Source organism: Soehngenia sp. (assembly GCF_055108775.1).
The window spans coordinates 1-13,672 of record NZ_JBSQIL010000048.1; the positions used below are offsets into that span (position 1 = coordinate 1).

Here is a 13,672-nt window from a genome sequence, read left to right on the forward strand (position 1 = left end):
CACCTCACGATGGACACCCTTGTCTTAAGCTAACGGTTGGCACTATCAACCTCCGTATCGGACTTTCACCGACTAGTTTACGCCCATGCTGGGCGCACAGATAAATAAAGGGTAAACTAAAGAGTTTACCCTTTATTTATTCAACTTTTACAAATTTCGACTTTGGTGAATCGCAAACAGGGCATACCCAATCTTCTGGAAGATCTTCAAACTTAGTCCCAGGTGCAATTCCAGAGCTTGGATCTCCTTTTTCTGGATCATAAACATATCCGTATACTGTGCATTTGCACTTGTCCATTTTACAGCCTCCTTAGATTATTTATTTTTTATACCCCGATTATTTAATTTATAACTTTATGTGTGTAAATTTATGTAAAAAAAGGCTAGATGAAATTTCATCTAACCTAGTGCGACATCCATTACCATCATGACCGTAAAACCAATCATACAGCCGATAGTGGATATATCTGTGCTTGATTTTCCAAGTTTTGAGTCCATTTGGGCTTCAGGGATAAGCTCTTCTACTACTACATATATCATAGCTCCTGCTGCAAAAGCCAACGCATATGGCAATATTGGCTGAATGGCCATCACCGCATAAGCGCCTATGACTGCAGCTATAGGCTCAACTATTCCCGATGCCTGGCCTAAGAAGAACGATTTTCCTCTTGAATATCCCTCTCTTCTCAAAGGAATTGACACTGCTGCTCCTTCTGGGAAGTTTTGAAGTCCTATGCCAAGAGCCAATACACTAGCTCCGGCTAAAGTAGCTCCCGATGCATCTCCTAAAGCCGCAGCTCCAAAAGCGACTCCTACTGCCAAACCTTCAGGTATGTTGTGAAGCGTGATCGCCAATACTAGTAGTATACTTCTTTGTAAAGATGTTTTTGGCCCTTCAGCTTTTGAGCTCTCAAGTCCCATATGCAAGTGAGGCATGATTGTGTCGACAAAATATAAAAATCCTCCACCTAATAAAAATCCAATTCCTGCGGTTAAATATGGAATTTGCCCTAAGTTTTCCGCCATCTCCAAACTGGGTTCCAACAGCGACCAAAAGGATGCAGCTATCATAACACCTGCCGCAAACCCGAGCATTCCATTTAGCACAGTTTTGTTTATTGTTTTAAAGAAAAATACTAGCGCAGCGCCTAACGCTGTTACACCATAAGTGAAAAGAGTAGCTAAAAGCGCTTGTTGAACTGGTGTTAGTGAATCTAAAAAGTTTAACATGGCCTCACCCCTTAAAAGCCAATTTTATTTATTAATGCATCAACTCTTTTTTTAATCACATCAATATCCTCTTTTTTAGCTTTTCCATTAAAAATATAGGTGTCAACAAAGTTCCAATTTAATTTATACCTATTCATAATATCATCTAATTCTTTTTGTAATCCACTAGTCCAGCCATACGATCCAAATGCAAAGGCATGTCTTTTCAATATTTTCTTTCTGCCTATTTCTTCTAACGCACACGCAACAGGTGGAAACATTTGATATTCATAAGTTGGTGCCGCAATTATGACTCCAGATGAACTCAATACAGATTTTAAAACTGTTCCCCAGTTTGTTTGAGGCAACCTACAAACATTTACCTTTATATCTCTACTTTCAATATATTTTTCGATTTCTCTAACTGCAGTTTCAGTTCTTCCGTACATTGAACCCCATAATATAGTTATTTCTTTTCTGCCATAACCCAAAGCATAATCAACATAATTTTTATACATCTCTACAATTTTATACGGATCTTTTTTCCACACAATTCCATGTGATGGAGCTATTATCTTTGCATCAAGACTTTCATATTTTTCAACTGCCCTTTTCACTTGAGGAGTAAAAGTCATCATTACGTTTGAGAAATACCTTAAACCCTCTTCATCTAAATATTTTAAATCTTCATCAGTTAAATTATCATCGAAATCATAATCAGTTTTCCCGAATGTTCCAAATAGATCGCAAGTAAATGCTACTCCTGTAGACTTTTCATAAGTAATCATAGTTTCAGGCCAATGCACATTTGGCACTTCATAAAATTCAAGAACTTTGCCATTCCCGAGATCTAAATTATCTCCATTTGCAACTATTTTAACATTTTCTTCCATATCATAAAATGCTTTCATCACAGCTGCTGCTTTTTTTGTACAAACTATTTCAAAATTTGGACTTAGTTTCTTAAATTCCTTTATCCAACCAGTGTGATCTGGTTCCATATGATTAACTATTAAATATCTGATATCCTCAATACTTACATCTGCTTCCTTCAATAATTCAAATAATTTCTCTGGCACTCCATCCCAATCGCCAAATCCATCTATTATAGCTATTTTATCGCCTTTTACTATATACGAATTCAATGATACTCCATTTGGTATTTCCCACATTCCTTCAAATAATATTCCACCTAAATTTGCTGACAACTTAGTTATTCCATTTTCTAATTTTACTACATTCATCGTATCCCTCCTTGTTTATGTGTAATCTTTTCATTGTTGAACCACTTGTAATATATGTTATCTATTTATCATTCTATCAAATGATTGCTTTATTTTCAATAATATTGTAACCGATGCCACAAAATGGTATAAATTAAATATGATACGACTTTAAGGGTGATTATATGTTGGAAATAGTTTTAGCTTACAATGAAATTGGATCAATCAGAGAATTATTCAACGAATACACAGATATGTTAATAGAGAAGGATTATAATTTCAAAGAGTATCTGTCCCAACAAAACTACGATTATGAATTTAAAGATCCTTCAATTAAGTATGGCCTTCCATACGGAAGACTATTCTTGCTAAAATTGGATAATCTTCCTATCGGGTGCATAGCTTTAAGGAAAGTTGATGATAAAACTTGCGAGATGAAAAGGCTCTACATTAAGCCTTTGTACAGAGGAAAAGGTTATTCGCATTTGCTCATTGAAAAAGCAATCGAATCTGCAAAGGAAATTGGATATGAATACATTATATTGGATACACTCCCATATTTAGAAACAGCGTTAAAGCTCTATAAAGAATATGGCTTTCAAGAAATCGAACCATTTAATGACAATCCAATGGGAAATTCAATTTATATGAGGTTAAAAATAAAGTGGTGAATAATTCACCACTCTATTTTTTGCTTCTTATTTTGTTACTAATTGTAATTCTACAGGTATGTTTGCGTCAACTTGTTCTCCGTTTAATACTTTGATTGCTGTCTCAATTGCTATTTCACCCATAAGTCCTGGTTGTTGAGCAACAGTTGCTGCCATTTCACCAGCTTCTACAGCTTTAACAGCGTCATCAGTTGCATCAAACCCAACTACTATTATATCTCTTCCACTTGCTTTAATTGCTTCTAATGCGCCAAGTGCCATTTCATCGTTGTGAGCAAATACAGCATCTATTTCAGGTTGAGATTGAAGAATATTTTCCATTACATCCAAGCCTTTTGCTCTATCAAAATCAGCTGTTTGTCTAGCTACTACTTCTATTTCTGTGCCTTCTAAAGCAGCGTTGAAGCCTTCTCCTCTTTCTCTAGCTGCACTAGTGCCAGCTATTCCTTCAAGCTCTACAACTTTGCCTTTTCCGCCTAGTTGTTGAATTATAAATTCTCCTGCCATTTTACCACCTGCGACATTGTCAGATGCAATATGGCATACTACTTCTCCGCCGTTAGATGCTCTGTCAACAGTTATTACTGGTATTCCAGCATCGTTAGCTGCAAGTACACTATTTACGACAGCATCAGAGTCAGTAGGATTAATTATGATAAGATCTACTTTTTTAGTAATCAAGTCCTCAACATTTGAAGCTTCTTTTGCTGGATCGTCTTGTGAGTCTAATACTATCAATTCTACGCCTAAATCTTTAGCTTTTTGTTCTGCTCCTTCTTTAAGTGTAACGAAGAATGGGTTTGACTGTGTCGATATGACAAATCCAACTTTTTTGGCTTCTGTGCTTCCACCAGTAGTATCTTCTCCTTCATCTGTACTAGATGTACAAGCAACAAGCGAGATACTAAGTACTAGTACCATCAACATTGTAATTAATTTTTTCATCTTTTTTTACCCTCCCATTAATTTTTAATTTTAACAGCTAACGCTGTTATAAACTTAAAATACAACTCCTGATTTTAAAATTATATTTGAATATGGAGTAAATTCTCCTGTTCTAATCACAGCTTTACAGTCCTTGGACAACTCTTTGAGTTTTTCATGCTCCATCTCTGTGACCTTAAATTCACCATTTATGACATGGTCTAGATTTTCTTTCATATGAGGGCTTACACTTTTTAATTCCACATCTATATAAGCTTCCTCTACCTTTAAATCCTCTAATACTGCTTTTAGTACATCTATAAAGCCAGGTATTCCCTCAACTAAAGCTAGGTCAATTAGTTTAACCCCTTTAGGCACAGGCATACCAGCATCTCCGATGAGGATCATATCCATATGCCCCATTTCTGCGATTAATTTAGAAAGTTCTCCATTCAATATTCCTCTTTTTTTCATTCAATCACCTCTATTTATTTTTTTCTTTTCGATCCAATAACACTGCAATCAGTATTACAATCGCTCTTACGATCATTTGATAATATGATTGAACGTCAAGTAAATTTAAAGCGTTGTTTAATATCCCAATGATCAAAGCCCCTACGATAGTTCCCAATATCGCACCTTGTCCACCTGCCAGAGATGTTCCTCCTAATACTACTGCTGCAATTGCATCTAACTCATATCCATCACCTGCTGTAGGTTGAGCTGAAGAAAGCCTTGCTAAAACTATAATTCCAGCAATTGATGCTAAAATTCCACTTATCATATACGCTAACATCTTAACTCGATCTGTGTTTACTCCAGAAAGTAAAGCTGCTTGTTCATTTCCGCCAACTGCATATATATGCCTGCCATATTTTGTATTGTGGAGAATATGATAGCAAATAGCAAAGATAATAACCATCATTATAACTGCAACAGGAATTCCAAGTATATCTCCTCTTGCTATATACCTGAGTATTTTAGTAGCACTTTCTCCTTTTACGGCAATTGGCTTGCCGTTTGTAAATACCATTGTTGCACCTCTTAAAAGGATCATAGTAGCTAAAGTGGCAATGAAAGGTTGAACTTTCCCTTTCGTTATGACCACTCCATTAAACAGCCCAAATAATGCACCTACTAAAATTGCAGCTAAAAAAGATATAAATACATTTGTGCCATTTGTAAGTAAATATGCACATATCGCTCCAGAAAAACCTAATATAGACCCAACTGAAAGATCTATTCCTGCAGTTAATATTACAAAAGTCATACCTGCAGCTATAATTGCGTTGATTGAAGTCTGCCTTAAAACTGTAAGCAAATTGCCCTTTGATAAAAAGTTTGGGCTAATAATGCTGACAACCACAACAATTAATATAAGCCCTAAAAGTGGCTTTGCTTTACTCAATTTAGTTTTCAAATTAGTTTTCCTCCCCTTTAATGATATAGTTCATTATCTTTTCAGAAGTGGCTTCTTCTCTAGTAAATTCTCCTTTTACCACACCTTCATGCATTACTATTATTCTGTCGCTCATCCCTAAAATTTCTGGCATTTCAGAAGATATCATGATCACGCAATGGCCTTCTTTCTTAATTGCATTTAATAGATCATATATTTCTCTCTTTGCCCCGACGTCTATCCCGCGTGTTGGTTCGTCCAAGATGAGCACTTTCGGCTCAGTTAAAAGGGATTTTGCAATCGCCACTTTTTGTTGATTGCCACCACTTAAATTTTTGACTTTCTGCGTCAAGGAAGGAGTTTTGATTTTAATTTTCTCTCTGTACTCCTGTGTGACTCTTTCTTCTTTTTTCTTGTCAAGACCAATTGCCCTTTTAAATTTGTCGAGTGAGGAAAGAGTTATGTTAGACTTTACATCCATAGAAAGAACTAATCCTTCAGATTTTCTATCTTCAGATACATACATTATTCCGTTTTCAATTGCTTCTTTTGGTGATTTGAATTCTACTTTTTTCCCTTCTAGAAAAATCTCCCCTTCATCTATTGGATACAAACCAAATATGGTTTTCCCCAATTCACTTCTTCCGGCTCCAACTAACCCTGATATGCCTAGCACTTCACCTTTTTTTAGGCTAAAAGAAATATTTTTTACGTATTTATTTGTCAGATTTATAACTTCAAGCACATTCTCACTAGCCTGTGTCATTAAATATGGAAATTGTTCATCCAAAGTTCTGCCTACCATTAACTTGATTATCTCATCTTCATCCAAGTCGCTGATCATCCGCTCGTCAATTAATTTTCCATCTCTCAGAACGGTAGCTCTATCACATATTTCAAACACTTCTTTAAGTCTATGGGAAATATATACAATCGCTTTGTTTTCTGTTTTTAGTTCTCTTATAACATCAAATAGGCTATCCACTTCTTTGTCGGTTAGTGTATCCGTAGGTTCGTCCATGACTATTACCGAAGCATTCAAAGATAAAGCTCTTGCAATTTCAACCATCTGTTGTTTTGCTATCGATATCTCATTTACTCTAAGCGTAGGATCAATGTCAACTCTCAGCCTTTCCAAGAGCTTTTTAGATTCATCTATCATATAGTCTTTTTTTAGTACTCTATATGAATTAACCTTTTCTCTACCTAAAAATATATTTTCATAAACTGTCAAATTTGGTATGAGATTTAGTTCTTGGTGGATGATAGCGATTCCTTTTTCAGCTGCATCTCTAGGATTAAGCACATTTATTTCTTCACCGTTTAATAATATTCGCCCTGAGTCTTTTGTGTATACACCCGATAAAATCTTCATCAAAGTACTTTTGCCTGCTCCGTTTTCACCTAAAAGCGCCATAACTTCGCCTTCATATGCCGTGAAACTGACATCGTCCAATGCTTTAACGCCGGGAAAACTCTTTGAAATGTTCTCCATTCTAAGTATTTCTCTACCCATAAAACTCTCTCCTATTTAAAATTTAATACTTCTTCTAATGTAGGCAATGAAGTCTGTGCGCCAAACCTTTGTATTGAAATAGCAGCAGTTTTTTGACCCATGTCAATAGCTTTATCTATGTCTTTAGTCTTAATATAATTAGCCACAAAACCACCTATAAACGCATCTCCTGCAGCAGTTGAATCCATTGCTTTCACTTTATATGAAGGATACATTTTAGTAGTATTTTCATCTACATAGAGCGCACCTTTTTCTCCTAATGTAACTATTATCTTTTTGACATTACTATCTATCAACAAGTTACAAGCTCCAATCAAGTCAGCCTCATCTTTTATTTCTATATGGGCTATTCTCGATAGCTCATGCTCATTTGGAATTATGATATCTACGTTCTCGATGATTTCATCATTCAGCTCATAGGCAGGAGCGGGGTTTAATATAGTCAATTTGCCATGCTTTTTAGCTAGTTTCAATCCAAATTTTACCGTATCTATTGGAATCTCTAGTTGAAAAACTACAGCTTCCGCATTTTTGATAATCTCTTCATTCTCCAGTAGATATGCTTCATCGACTTTGCCGTTTGCTCCCGGAATGACTATGATGTTGTTGTGTGCATTTTTATCTACATTTATGACCGCAATTCCTGTAGATATGCTTTCATTCTTTATGTTTTTTATATTTACACCTGATTCTTTCATGGAATTTAAAACAATGTTGGCAAAACTGTCATTTCCTACCTTCCCTAAGAAGTCCACATCACAGCCTAATTTTGCCATCGCAACAGCTTGATTAGCGCCTTTTCCTCCAGGTATTTGAGAAAGAGAATTTCCCATTACCGTTTCCCCTATTTTAGGTATTTCATCGACTTCAACAACTAAATCTAAATTGATACTCCCAATGACGACAATCTTGCCCATTAACAGCTCATCCTTTCAATTAAACTTGTTCTTAAAATGATCTCATAATCCATATCATAGCCATTAATCATGTTGACTAGCATATCTACAGCCTCTTTCCCCATTTGGTAAATAGGTTGTTTTACAGTAGTAAGTGGCGGATTGATGTATTTTGAAATTTGAATATCGTCAAAGCCAATTACTTTTACATTCTCTGGTACTCTTATCTGCTTTTGTTTGAGTGCATTAATTGCACCTATCGCAATTAGATCATTCCCACAGCAGATACCTTTGAAATTCCTTTTTTTTAGTATTTCCAGAACACCATTAAACCCTGTCTCTATCGTATAACTGTCTAAGTATATAAGATCTTCATCAATCATTATCCCATGATCAGATAAAGCTCTTTTGTATCCATTTAGCCTTTGACTAGATGATTTACTTATTACATTAGAAGAAATAAATGCTATATCTCTTATGCCTTTTTCTATTAAATATTTGCATGCCTCATATTCACCAGTTTCATTGTCGACAAAGATCTTGCCAACTCTTACATCTGTATTTATGTCTCTATCTAAAAGAACCATCGGAATTTTTCGCATATTTAGAGACCTCTCTACACTTTTTTCAGAGGCTGTTAGGATAATACCATCTACCATCTTCTCCTGTAGCACTTGTATGTATCTCTTTTCTTTTTCCTCGTTATTGTCAGAGTTGCATAGTATGACTGAATAACCTCTTTTCTCTGCAGCATCTTCTATTCCCCTCGCTAATTCAGAGAAGAACAGATTCATCACGTCAGGTATTATAATTCCAATAGTCTTCGTTGATTTAACTTTTAAACTCTTAGCAACTGCATTAGGTATATAACCCTCTTTTTTAGCTATGTCGAAAATTCTCTTTTTTGTTTCCTCACTAATGTAGGGAGCTTTGTCATTTAGTACTTTGGAAACAGTTGCGCTAGAAACGTTTGCTAGCTCTGCAATCTCTTTTATTGTTATGCCCATATTATCACCACTTGTCAGTTAATCGTTTAATTGGGTAATCGTTTACCTAATATAATAATATCACTTCTTCAATATAAATCAACAAATTTTTTTAAATTTCTTCGAAATCTTCTGTCATATAGAATTCAATGCGTTCTTCTAATGAAGGGTGCGAATAATACCAGAATTCATAGAACTTTGAAGGTCTTGGAAGTCCTAAATTTGTGTAGTTTATTTTCTTTAATGCGGATACCGCTGATTCTCTATCTTTTGTGAGCGAAATTTCAAACCTGTCTGCTTGTCTTTCAAATTCCCTTGAAAGCCCATTTTGAATAGGACTTCCAAAAAAATTAAACAAGTTTATCAGAATCAAAAACAAAGGAATCACAGCAAGATTTGTCATATTTTTAAAGCCGAATGCTCCTTTTGATTCCGCAAGCACCCAATTGGCTGAAATATTTAATAAATATAGAATTACAAAGCTTCCTGCTATCCCAAACAATATGTTTTTCCAAATATGTCCTTTAACATAGTGCCCTATTTCATGCGCAGTTATGCTCACTACCTCTTTGGTTTCTAAATTGTTTATTGTATTGTCCCAAAGAACAATTCTCTTTGCACTAAATATCCCGGTCATGTATGCATTCATAGCTTTTGTGTCTTTGCTCTTATCCACTACCATAATCGAAGCATCTTCTATGTCTGCTTTTTCAAGAATTTCAGTTATTTCATCCCTCAGCGCTCCATCCTCCAACGGCCTGTAGTTGTTAAAAATAGGGTCTATAACAAATGGCGATATAAAAACAATAAATACAATCACAGGTATTGAAATAAGCCACAGATTAAACCACCACATGTTTGGGCTTTTATATATAATCAGAAATGGAATGAATAAAAACAAAGAAATAACAGCATCATTTACTAAAAATGACTTTATATTTAATTCAAGCCATCTAAGTAGTGTCTGATTCGAAAGCCCATACTTATGCCCTAGATAGTATGAGCCATAGTAATTGATCGGCAAATTAATTAAAAACATCATTCCAAAGAAAATTAGCCCATAAATTATCCCACTCGCAAATAGACTGTGCTTGTTTTGTGCAAATATACTTATCTTTTGCGATAGTCCACTTACTAAAAATATAAGAGGCAAAAGAAAAGTAGCTATTAACCTAACTGCCCACACCTTTAACAAGTCAATTCTATAGCTATATACTGTTTCTTCTAGTTCAGGGTAATCTCTCTTTAAAGATTCTATGTTGTTAAGCTCTGCCTTGAACATAAGAAATATAAACGCCAACAATACAATAAAAAACACAACGATTGTTGTTTTTAATTTATATGTCATATTTGCTCACTCCAATTTTTATAATTTAGTCGAACATAATTCTGTATATTATTATAGCCCGAAATCTCGGGCTATTCGTTGTATATGAACTTTTTTATCGCATGGAATACTCCATTTTCTATATTTGAACTAGTGATATAATTAGCTCTTTCTTTGATAAAATCAGGAGCATTTTCCATTGCTATTCCTATTTTGGCAAACTCAATCATCGATAAGTCATTTTCTCCATCTCCAATTGCCATTATCTCTTCATTATTTATTCCATAGATATTTGCTACAAATTCCAATGCTATTCCTTTGGAAACATTTGAATCATAAAGCTCTAAATAAAATGGCATTGAAAAAGTTAGATTATAATCATCATCTAGTTTCCCACTTAGATCATCTCTTAATTTAATAAGGACTTCTTCCTCATCAGAAAAAATTATCTTATACACAGAATCCCATAGATTGTTGTCATCTAGATATTTAACCACATTGTTTACTCTTTTTGGTATGACATTGCTGTATTTTATAAACAAGTTAAAATAATCATCATTATTGTCTGTAGCTATGACCTCATCTTTAAAAAATATAAGCATAAATCTTCCATTATTATATAAGTCGATGAACAAATCCTTTATTTTTATCAAATTCAAAGGTTTATCAAATATGATTTTCTCTCCTTTATTATCAGTTACTATAGCACCATTCAATGCAATTAGGGGCGTGTCAAGTTTAAGTTCATTGCTAGCCCAAATCATCGACTCTACCTCTCTACCAGAAGCTAAAACAACTTTAACTCCAAGTTCCTTTAAACTATCAATTATTGCTTTGTTTTCATTTGAAATCTTATGCTCATCATTTAAAAGTGTCCCATCTAAATCTAATCCTACTAATTTAATCATTAAGCTTTTCTCTCTCTCTTTCTACTAATTCAATTAAATATTTTAAAAAGTCAATTTTTAAATCTTCTCTTCTTAATGCAAACTCAACAGTTGCCTCTAAAAACCCTAGTTTATCGCCCACATCGTATCTCTTGCCTTCAAATTCATATGCATACATAGCTTCTTTTTTTGCCAACTCTTTTAATGCATCTGTAAGCTGTATTTCCCCATTTTTACCAGGTTTAGTATTCTCTAATGCTTCAAATATTGATGGACTGATAATGTACCTTCCTAAAATAGCAATATTCGATGGAGCTGAACCTATAGGAGGTTTTTCTACCAAATCTTTAACTTTATATACCCTATCTTCTATATATTTTCCATCTATTATCCCATATTTATTGACTTCTTCATTATCAACAGGTTGAACTCCTAAGATGGTAGTCTTGTACTCATCATATATCTCTATCATCTGCTTTAAACAAGGTTTCTCAGGATTATATACAACATCGTCCCCTAAAAGGACTGCAAATGGCTCGTTATCAATAAATGTCTTGGCACAATATATAGCATGACCAAGACCTAGAGGTTGTTTTTGTCTTATATAATAAATGTCTGCCAAATCCGAAGTTCTGCGTACTTCTTCCAAAAGATCAGATTTTCCTGATTTCTCTAGCTCCAATTCAAGTTCTATAGACTTGTCGAAATGATCCTCTATGCTTTTTTTATTTCTACCAGTGATTATTAATATCTCTTCTATACCAGATTCCACAGCTTCTTCAATAATATATTGAAGTGTAGGTTTATCAACTAAAGGAAGCATCTCTTTGGGTTGAGCTTTTGTCGCTGGAAGAAATCTAGTCCCTAAACCTGCTGCAGGGATAACAGCCTTTTTTACTCTCATATAACCCCTCCTAGTCAACGAATTTCAATAAATTTAAACCTGAATTTTCATCAAACTCTCTTTCTACAACTCCATCAATTTTTTCAATAATTAATTCACAGGTTGCACTAACAAAAGCCTCATTTAAGTGTCCCCCATAAACATGGTATTTTTCATCTCCTAAAGCTATATGCATATGGAGATAAGTTTCTCCATTTTTAGTAGATATATTCCCTACTAGGCTTGTTATTTCAAAATCACCCTCTAGTTTAGTTGAATGATACTCTTTTGTGTTAGTATCAAATAGTCCAATAGTAGCAATGTCAACTGCCCCAATTCCAATGATTGATCCTAATTTTATATTTTCTTTTTCTACTAAATCTTTGATCTTTTGTACTATCTCTTCACCTTTGTTGAGTCGTACTATGAATTTATTCCCAAAAGCTCTATAATCCATTTTAAACCTCCATTTGATCCTCTATGATAATTGTCTTAATAACTTGTTTTTCAACTGGCCTATCTCTAAAATCTGTCTTCACATTAGCTATTTCATCAACCACTTCAATTCCTTCAATTACTCTGCCAAACGCAGCATAAGAGCCATCTAAATGAGGTGCATCTTGGTGCATTATAAAAAACTGAGAACCTGCTGAGTTTGGATCACTGGCTCTAGCCATAGAGATGACTCCTCTTTCGTGTTTTAAATTGTTTTCAAACCCATTATCTCTAAACTCACCTTTAATGCTATACCCCGGTCCCCCCATTCCAGTACCTTCGGGATCTCCACCTTGAATCATAAAGCCCTTTATCACTCTGTGAAAAATAACTCCATCATAAAAATTATCCTTTGCTAATTTTATAAAATTTTCGACAGTAATTGGAGCAACATCTGGATAAAGTTCTAATTTAATTTTTTTACCATTTTCCATTTCAATAATTGCTATTGGATTTACCATAAATGCACATCCTTTCTGTTTAAATTTTAGCATATTTATCAATTATTTTAAACTATTGCATTTATAAAATAACTGTTATATTATGGTGATAACTGGAGGTTTGAAAATGCAAATATATGATCCATATTTACAAAACTTAAGAAAGACTGATATAGCTTATATTAAAATTAAAGATATGATACTAAACGGAGAAATTAAGCCCGGAGAAATAATTTCTTCATATAAGCTCTCAGAATATATAAAACTGACACGTACTCCTATAACAAATGCTTTAAAAAGGCTAGAACAGGAAGGAATAATAGAAATAATCCCCCAAGTAGGTTGCACCATAAAGATGCCAGATTTAAATACAATAATGGAAGATATGAAAATTAGAGCATGTTTAGAAGCTTTAGCATGCGAAATGGCATGTAAAAATGCAACTTTAGATGATATAAATGAGTTAAGTCTTATAATTCAAGAAAATGAAAAATGTGATGAAAATAGCCTATTCAACACAAATTCAAAATATAATGAAATGTTCCATTATAAAATCATAGAAATGGCAAACATGCCCAATTTAAAGAATATGATATTAAGCTTTTGGAATAACATTATTTATCGTGCTATAAGTGTTGATTTCGTAAATGAAAGAGTGGAAATATCTGTAAAAGAACATAAAAAGATATTAGAAGCGTTTGAAAATAAAGAATGTAGTCTTGCACGCACTTTAATGGAATCGCACTTAAAAAAATGCTCTGATGATTACTTAAAAAAAGATGTATTTGAGCTTTAAATTTAAAGCTCAAATACATC

At 34.1% G+C, this 13,672-nt stretch carries 16 protein-coding genes; 2 read left to right on the top strand and 14 right to left on the bottom strand.

Features of this window, described 5'->3' with window-relative positions:
• Positions 1-136 precede the first annotated feature (136 nt).
• The 3 genes from ACTB1H_RS06780 to ACTB1H_RS06790 form a co-directional block, all read right to left on the bottom strand.
• A complete protein-coding gene (locus tag ACTB1H_RS06780) occupies positions 137-298 on the bottom strand; it encodes a rubredoxin (protein ID WP_463262083.1) in 162 nt (53 codons plus the stop codon).
• A 101-nt stretch (positions 299-399) separates the two neighbouring features.
• Entirely contained in the window at positions 400-1,230 is an 831-nt protein-coding gene (locus ACTB1H_RS06785; RefSeq protein ID WP_463262084.1) for a ZIP family metal transporter, read from the bottom strand.
• An 11-nt stretch (positions 1,231-1,241) separates the two neighbouring features.
• Entirely contained in the window at positions 1,242-2,453 is a 1,212-nt protein-coding gene (locus tag ACTB1H_RS06790; RefSeq protein WP_463262085.1) for an FprA family A-type flavoprotein, read from the bottom strand.
• Between the two features lie 164 nt (positions 2,454-2,617).
• On the opposite strand from ACTB1H_RS06790, the gene ACTB1H_RS06795 reads away from it, so the two are divergent.
• Positions 2,618-3,103: a GNAT family N-acetyltransferase gene (locus ACTB1H_RS06795; protein ID WP_463262086.1), complete on the top strand. Its 486-nt coding sequence runs from the start codon at positions 2,618-2,620 to the stop codon at positions 3,101-3,103.
• 27 nt (positions 3,104-3,130) lie between these two features.
• Here ACTB1H_RS06795 and rbsB read toward each other — a convergent pair whose 3' ends face one another.
• The 11 genes from rbsB to ACTB1H_RS06850 form a co-directional block, all read right to left on the bottom strand.
• On the bottom strand, positions 3,131-4,048 hold the full coding sequence (gene rbsB, locus ACTB1H_RS06800; protein ID WP_463262087.1) for a ribose ABC transporter substrate-binding protein RbsB: 918 nt from the start codon (positions 4,046-4,048) through the stop codon (positions 3,131-3,133).
• A gap of 54 nt (positions 4,049-4,102) precedes the next feature.
• Positions 4,103-4,501, bottom strand: a complete 399-nt coding sequence (rbsD, locus tag ACTB1H_RS06805; protein WP_463262088.1) for a D-ribose pyranase — start codon at positions 4,499-4,501, stop codon at positions 4,103-4,105.
• Between the two features lie 10 nt (positions 4,502-4,511).
• Entirely contained in the window at positions 4,512-5,447 is a 936-nt protein-coding gene (gene rbsC, locus ACTB1H_RS06810) for a ribose ABC transporter permease (protein WP_463262089.1), read from the bottom strand.
• Position 5,448: 1 nt separating this feature from the next.
• Positions 5,449-6,942, bottom strand: coding sequence for a sugar ABC transporter ATP-binding protein (locus ACTB1H_RS06815; protein ID WP_463262090.1), 1,494 nt, complete (start codon positions 6,940-6,942; stop codon positions 5,449-5,451).
• Between the two features lie 11 nt (positions 6,943-6,953).
• Positions 6,954-7,859 carry a ribokinase gene (rbsK, locus tag ACTB1H_RS06820; RefSeq protein ID WP_463262091.1) on the bottom strand — a complete coding sequence of 302 codons (906 nt, stop codon included), beginning with the start codon at positions 7,857-7,859 and terminating at the stop codon, positions 6,954-6,956.
• The gene (locus ACTB1H_RS06825; protein WP_463262092.1) at positions 7,859-8,845 is read right to left on the bottom strand and encodes a LacI family DNA-binding transcriptional regulator; all 987 of its coding nucleotides are present in this window, start codon (positions 8,843-8,845) and stop codon (positions 7,859-7,861) included. The genes rbsK and ACTB1H_RS06825 overlap by 1 nt, the downstream gene beginning before the upstream one ends.
• Positions 8,846-8,936: 91 nt before the next feature.
• Positions 8,937-10,172: a M48 family metallopeptidase gene (locus ACTB1H_RS06830; RefSeq protein ID WP_463262093.1), complete on the bottom strand. Its 1,236-nt coding sequence runs from the start codon at positions 10,170-10,172 to the stop codon at positions 8,937-8,939.
• A gap of 71 nt (positions 10,173-10,243) precedes the next feature.
• A complete protein-coding gene (locus ACTB1H_RS06835) occupies positions 10,244-11,059 on the bottom strand; it encodes a Cof-type HAD-IIB family hydrolase (RefSeq protein ID WP_463262094.1) in 816 nt (271 codons plus the stop codon).
• Positions 11,052-11,942: a UTP--glucose-1-phosphate uridylyltransferase GalU gene (galU, locus tag ACTB1H_RS06840; protein ID WP_463262095.1), complete on the bottom strand. Its 891-nt coding sequence runs from the start codon at positions 11,940-11,942 to the stop codon at positions 11,052-11,054. Before galU ends, ACTB1H_RS06835 begins: the two co-directional genes overlap by 8 nt.
• Before the next feature lie 10 nt (positions 11,943-11,952).
• The gene (locus ACTB1H_RS06845; RefSeq protein WP_463262096.1) at positions 11,953-12,378 is read right to left on the bottom strand and encodes a PPC domain-containing DNA-binding protein; all 426 of its coding nucleotides are present in this window, start codon (positions 12,376-12,378) and stop codon (positions 11,953-11,955) included.
• A 1-nt stretch (position 12,379) separates the two neighbouring features.
• Entirely contained in the window at positions 12,380-12,877 is a 498-nt protein-coding gene (locus ACTB1H_RS06850) for a peptidylprolyl isomerase (RefSeq protein ID WP_463262097.1), read from the bottom strand.
• Positions 12,878-12,983: 106 nt separating this feature from the next.
• Here ACTB1H_RS06850 and ACTB1H_RS06855 point away from each other — a divergent pair, with 106 nt between their 5' ends.
• Positions 12,984-13,652 (top strand): GntR family transcriptional regulator, encoded by a 669-nt coding sequence (locus ACTB1H_RS06855; protein ID WP_463262098.1) that lies wholly within the window; start codon positions 12,984-12,986, stop codon positions 13,650-13,652.
• The last annotated feature ends 20 nt before the right edge of the window (positions 13,653-13,672 follow it).

What these genes read in the sequence shown, in the direction of transcription:
- ACTB1H_RS06795 (WP_463262086.1), top strand. Translation starts at nt 2,618, where the DNA reads ATGTTGGAAATAGTTTTAGCTTACAATGAAATTGGATCAATCAGAGAA.
- galU (WP_463262095.1), bottom strand. Translation starts at nt 11,942, where the DNA reads ATGAGAGTAAAAAAGGCTGTTATCCCTGCAGCAGGTTTAGGGACTAGA.
- ACTB1H_RS06825 (WP_463262092.1), bottom strand. Translation starts at nt 8,845, where the DNA reads ATGGGCATAACAATAAAAGAGATTGCAGAGCTAGCAAACGTTTCTAGC.
- ACTB1H_RS06780 (WP_463262083.1), bottom strand. Translation starts at nt 298, where the DNA reads ATGGACAAGTGCAAATGCACAGTATACGGATATGTTTATGATCCAGAA.
- ACTB1H_RS06835 (WP_463262094.1), bottom strand. Translation starts at nt 11,059, where the DNA reads ATGATTAAATTAGTAGGATTAGATTTAGATGGGACACTTTTAAATGAT.
- ACTB1H_RS06845 (WP_463262096.1), bottom strand. Translation starts at nt 12,378, where the DNA reads ATGGATTATAGAGCTTTTGGGAATAAATTCATAGTACGACTCAACAAA.
- ACTB1H_RS06790 (WP_463262085.1), bottom strand. Translation starts at nt 2,453, where the DNA reads ATGAATGTAGTAAAATTAGAAAATGGAATAACTAAGTTGTCAGCAAAT.
- ACTB1H_RS06830 (WP_463262093.1), bottom strand. Translation starts at nt 10,172, where the DNA reads ATGACATATAAATTAAAAACAACAATCGTTGTGTTTTTTATTGTATTG.
- ACTB1H_RS06815 (WP_463262090.1), bottom strand. Translation starts at nt 6,942, where the DNA reads ATGGGTAGAGAAATACTTAGAATGGAGAACATTTCAAAGAGTTTTCCC.
- rbsK (WP_463262091.1), bottom strand. Translation starts at nt 7,859, where the DNA reads ATGGGCAAGATTGTCGTCATTGGGAGTATCAATTTAGATTTAGTTGTT.
- ACTB1H_RS06785 (WP_463262084.1), bottom strand. Translation starts at nt 1,230, where the DNA reads ATGTTAAACTTTTTAGATTCACTAACACCAGTTCAACAAGCGCTTTTA.
- rbsD (WP_463262088.1), bottom strand. Translation starts at nt 4,501, where the DNA reads ATGAAAAAAAGAGGAATATTGAATGGAGAACTTTCTAAATTAATCGCA.
- ACTB1H_RS06855 (WP_463262098.1), top strand. Translation starts at nt 12,984, where the DNA reads ATGCAAATATATGATCCATATTTACAAAACTTAAGAAAGACTGATATA.
- ACTB1H_RS06850 (WP_463262097.1), bottom strand. Translation starts at nt 12,877, where the DNA reads ATGGTAAATCCAATAGCAATTATTGAAATGGAAAATGGTAAAAAAATT.
- rbsB (WP_463262087.1), bottom strand. Translation starts at nt 4,048, where the DNA reads ATGAAAAAATTAATTACAATGTTGATGGTACTAGTACTTAGTATCTCG.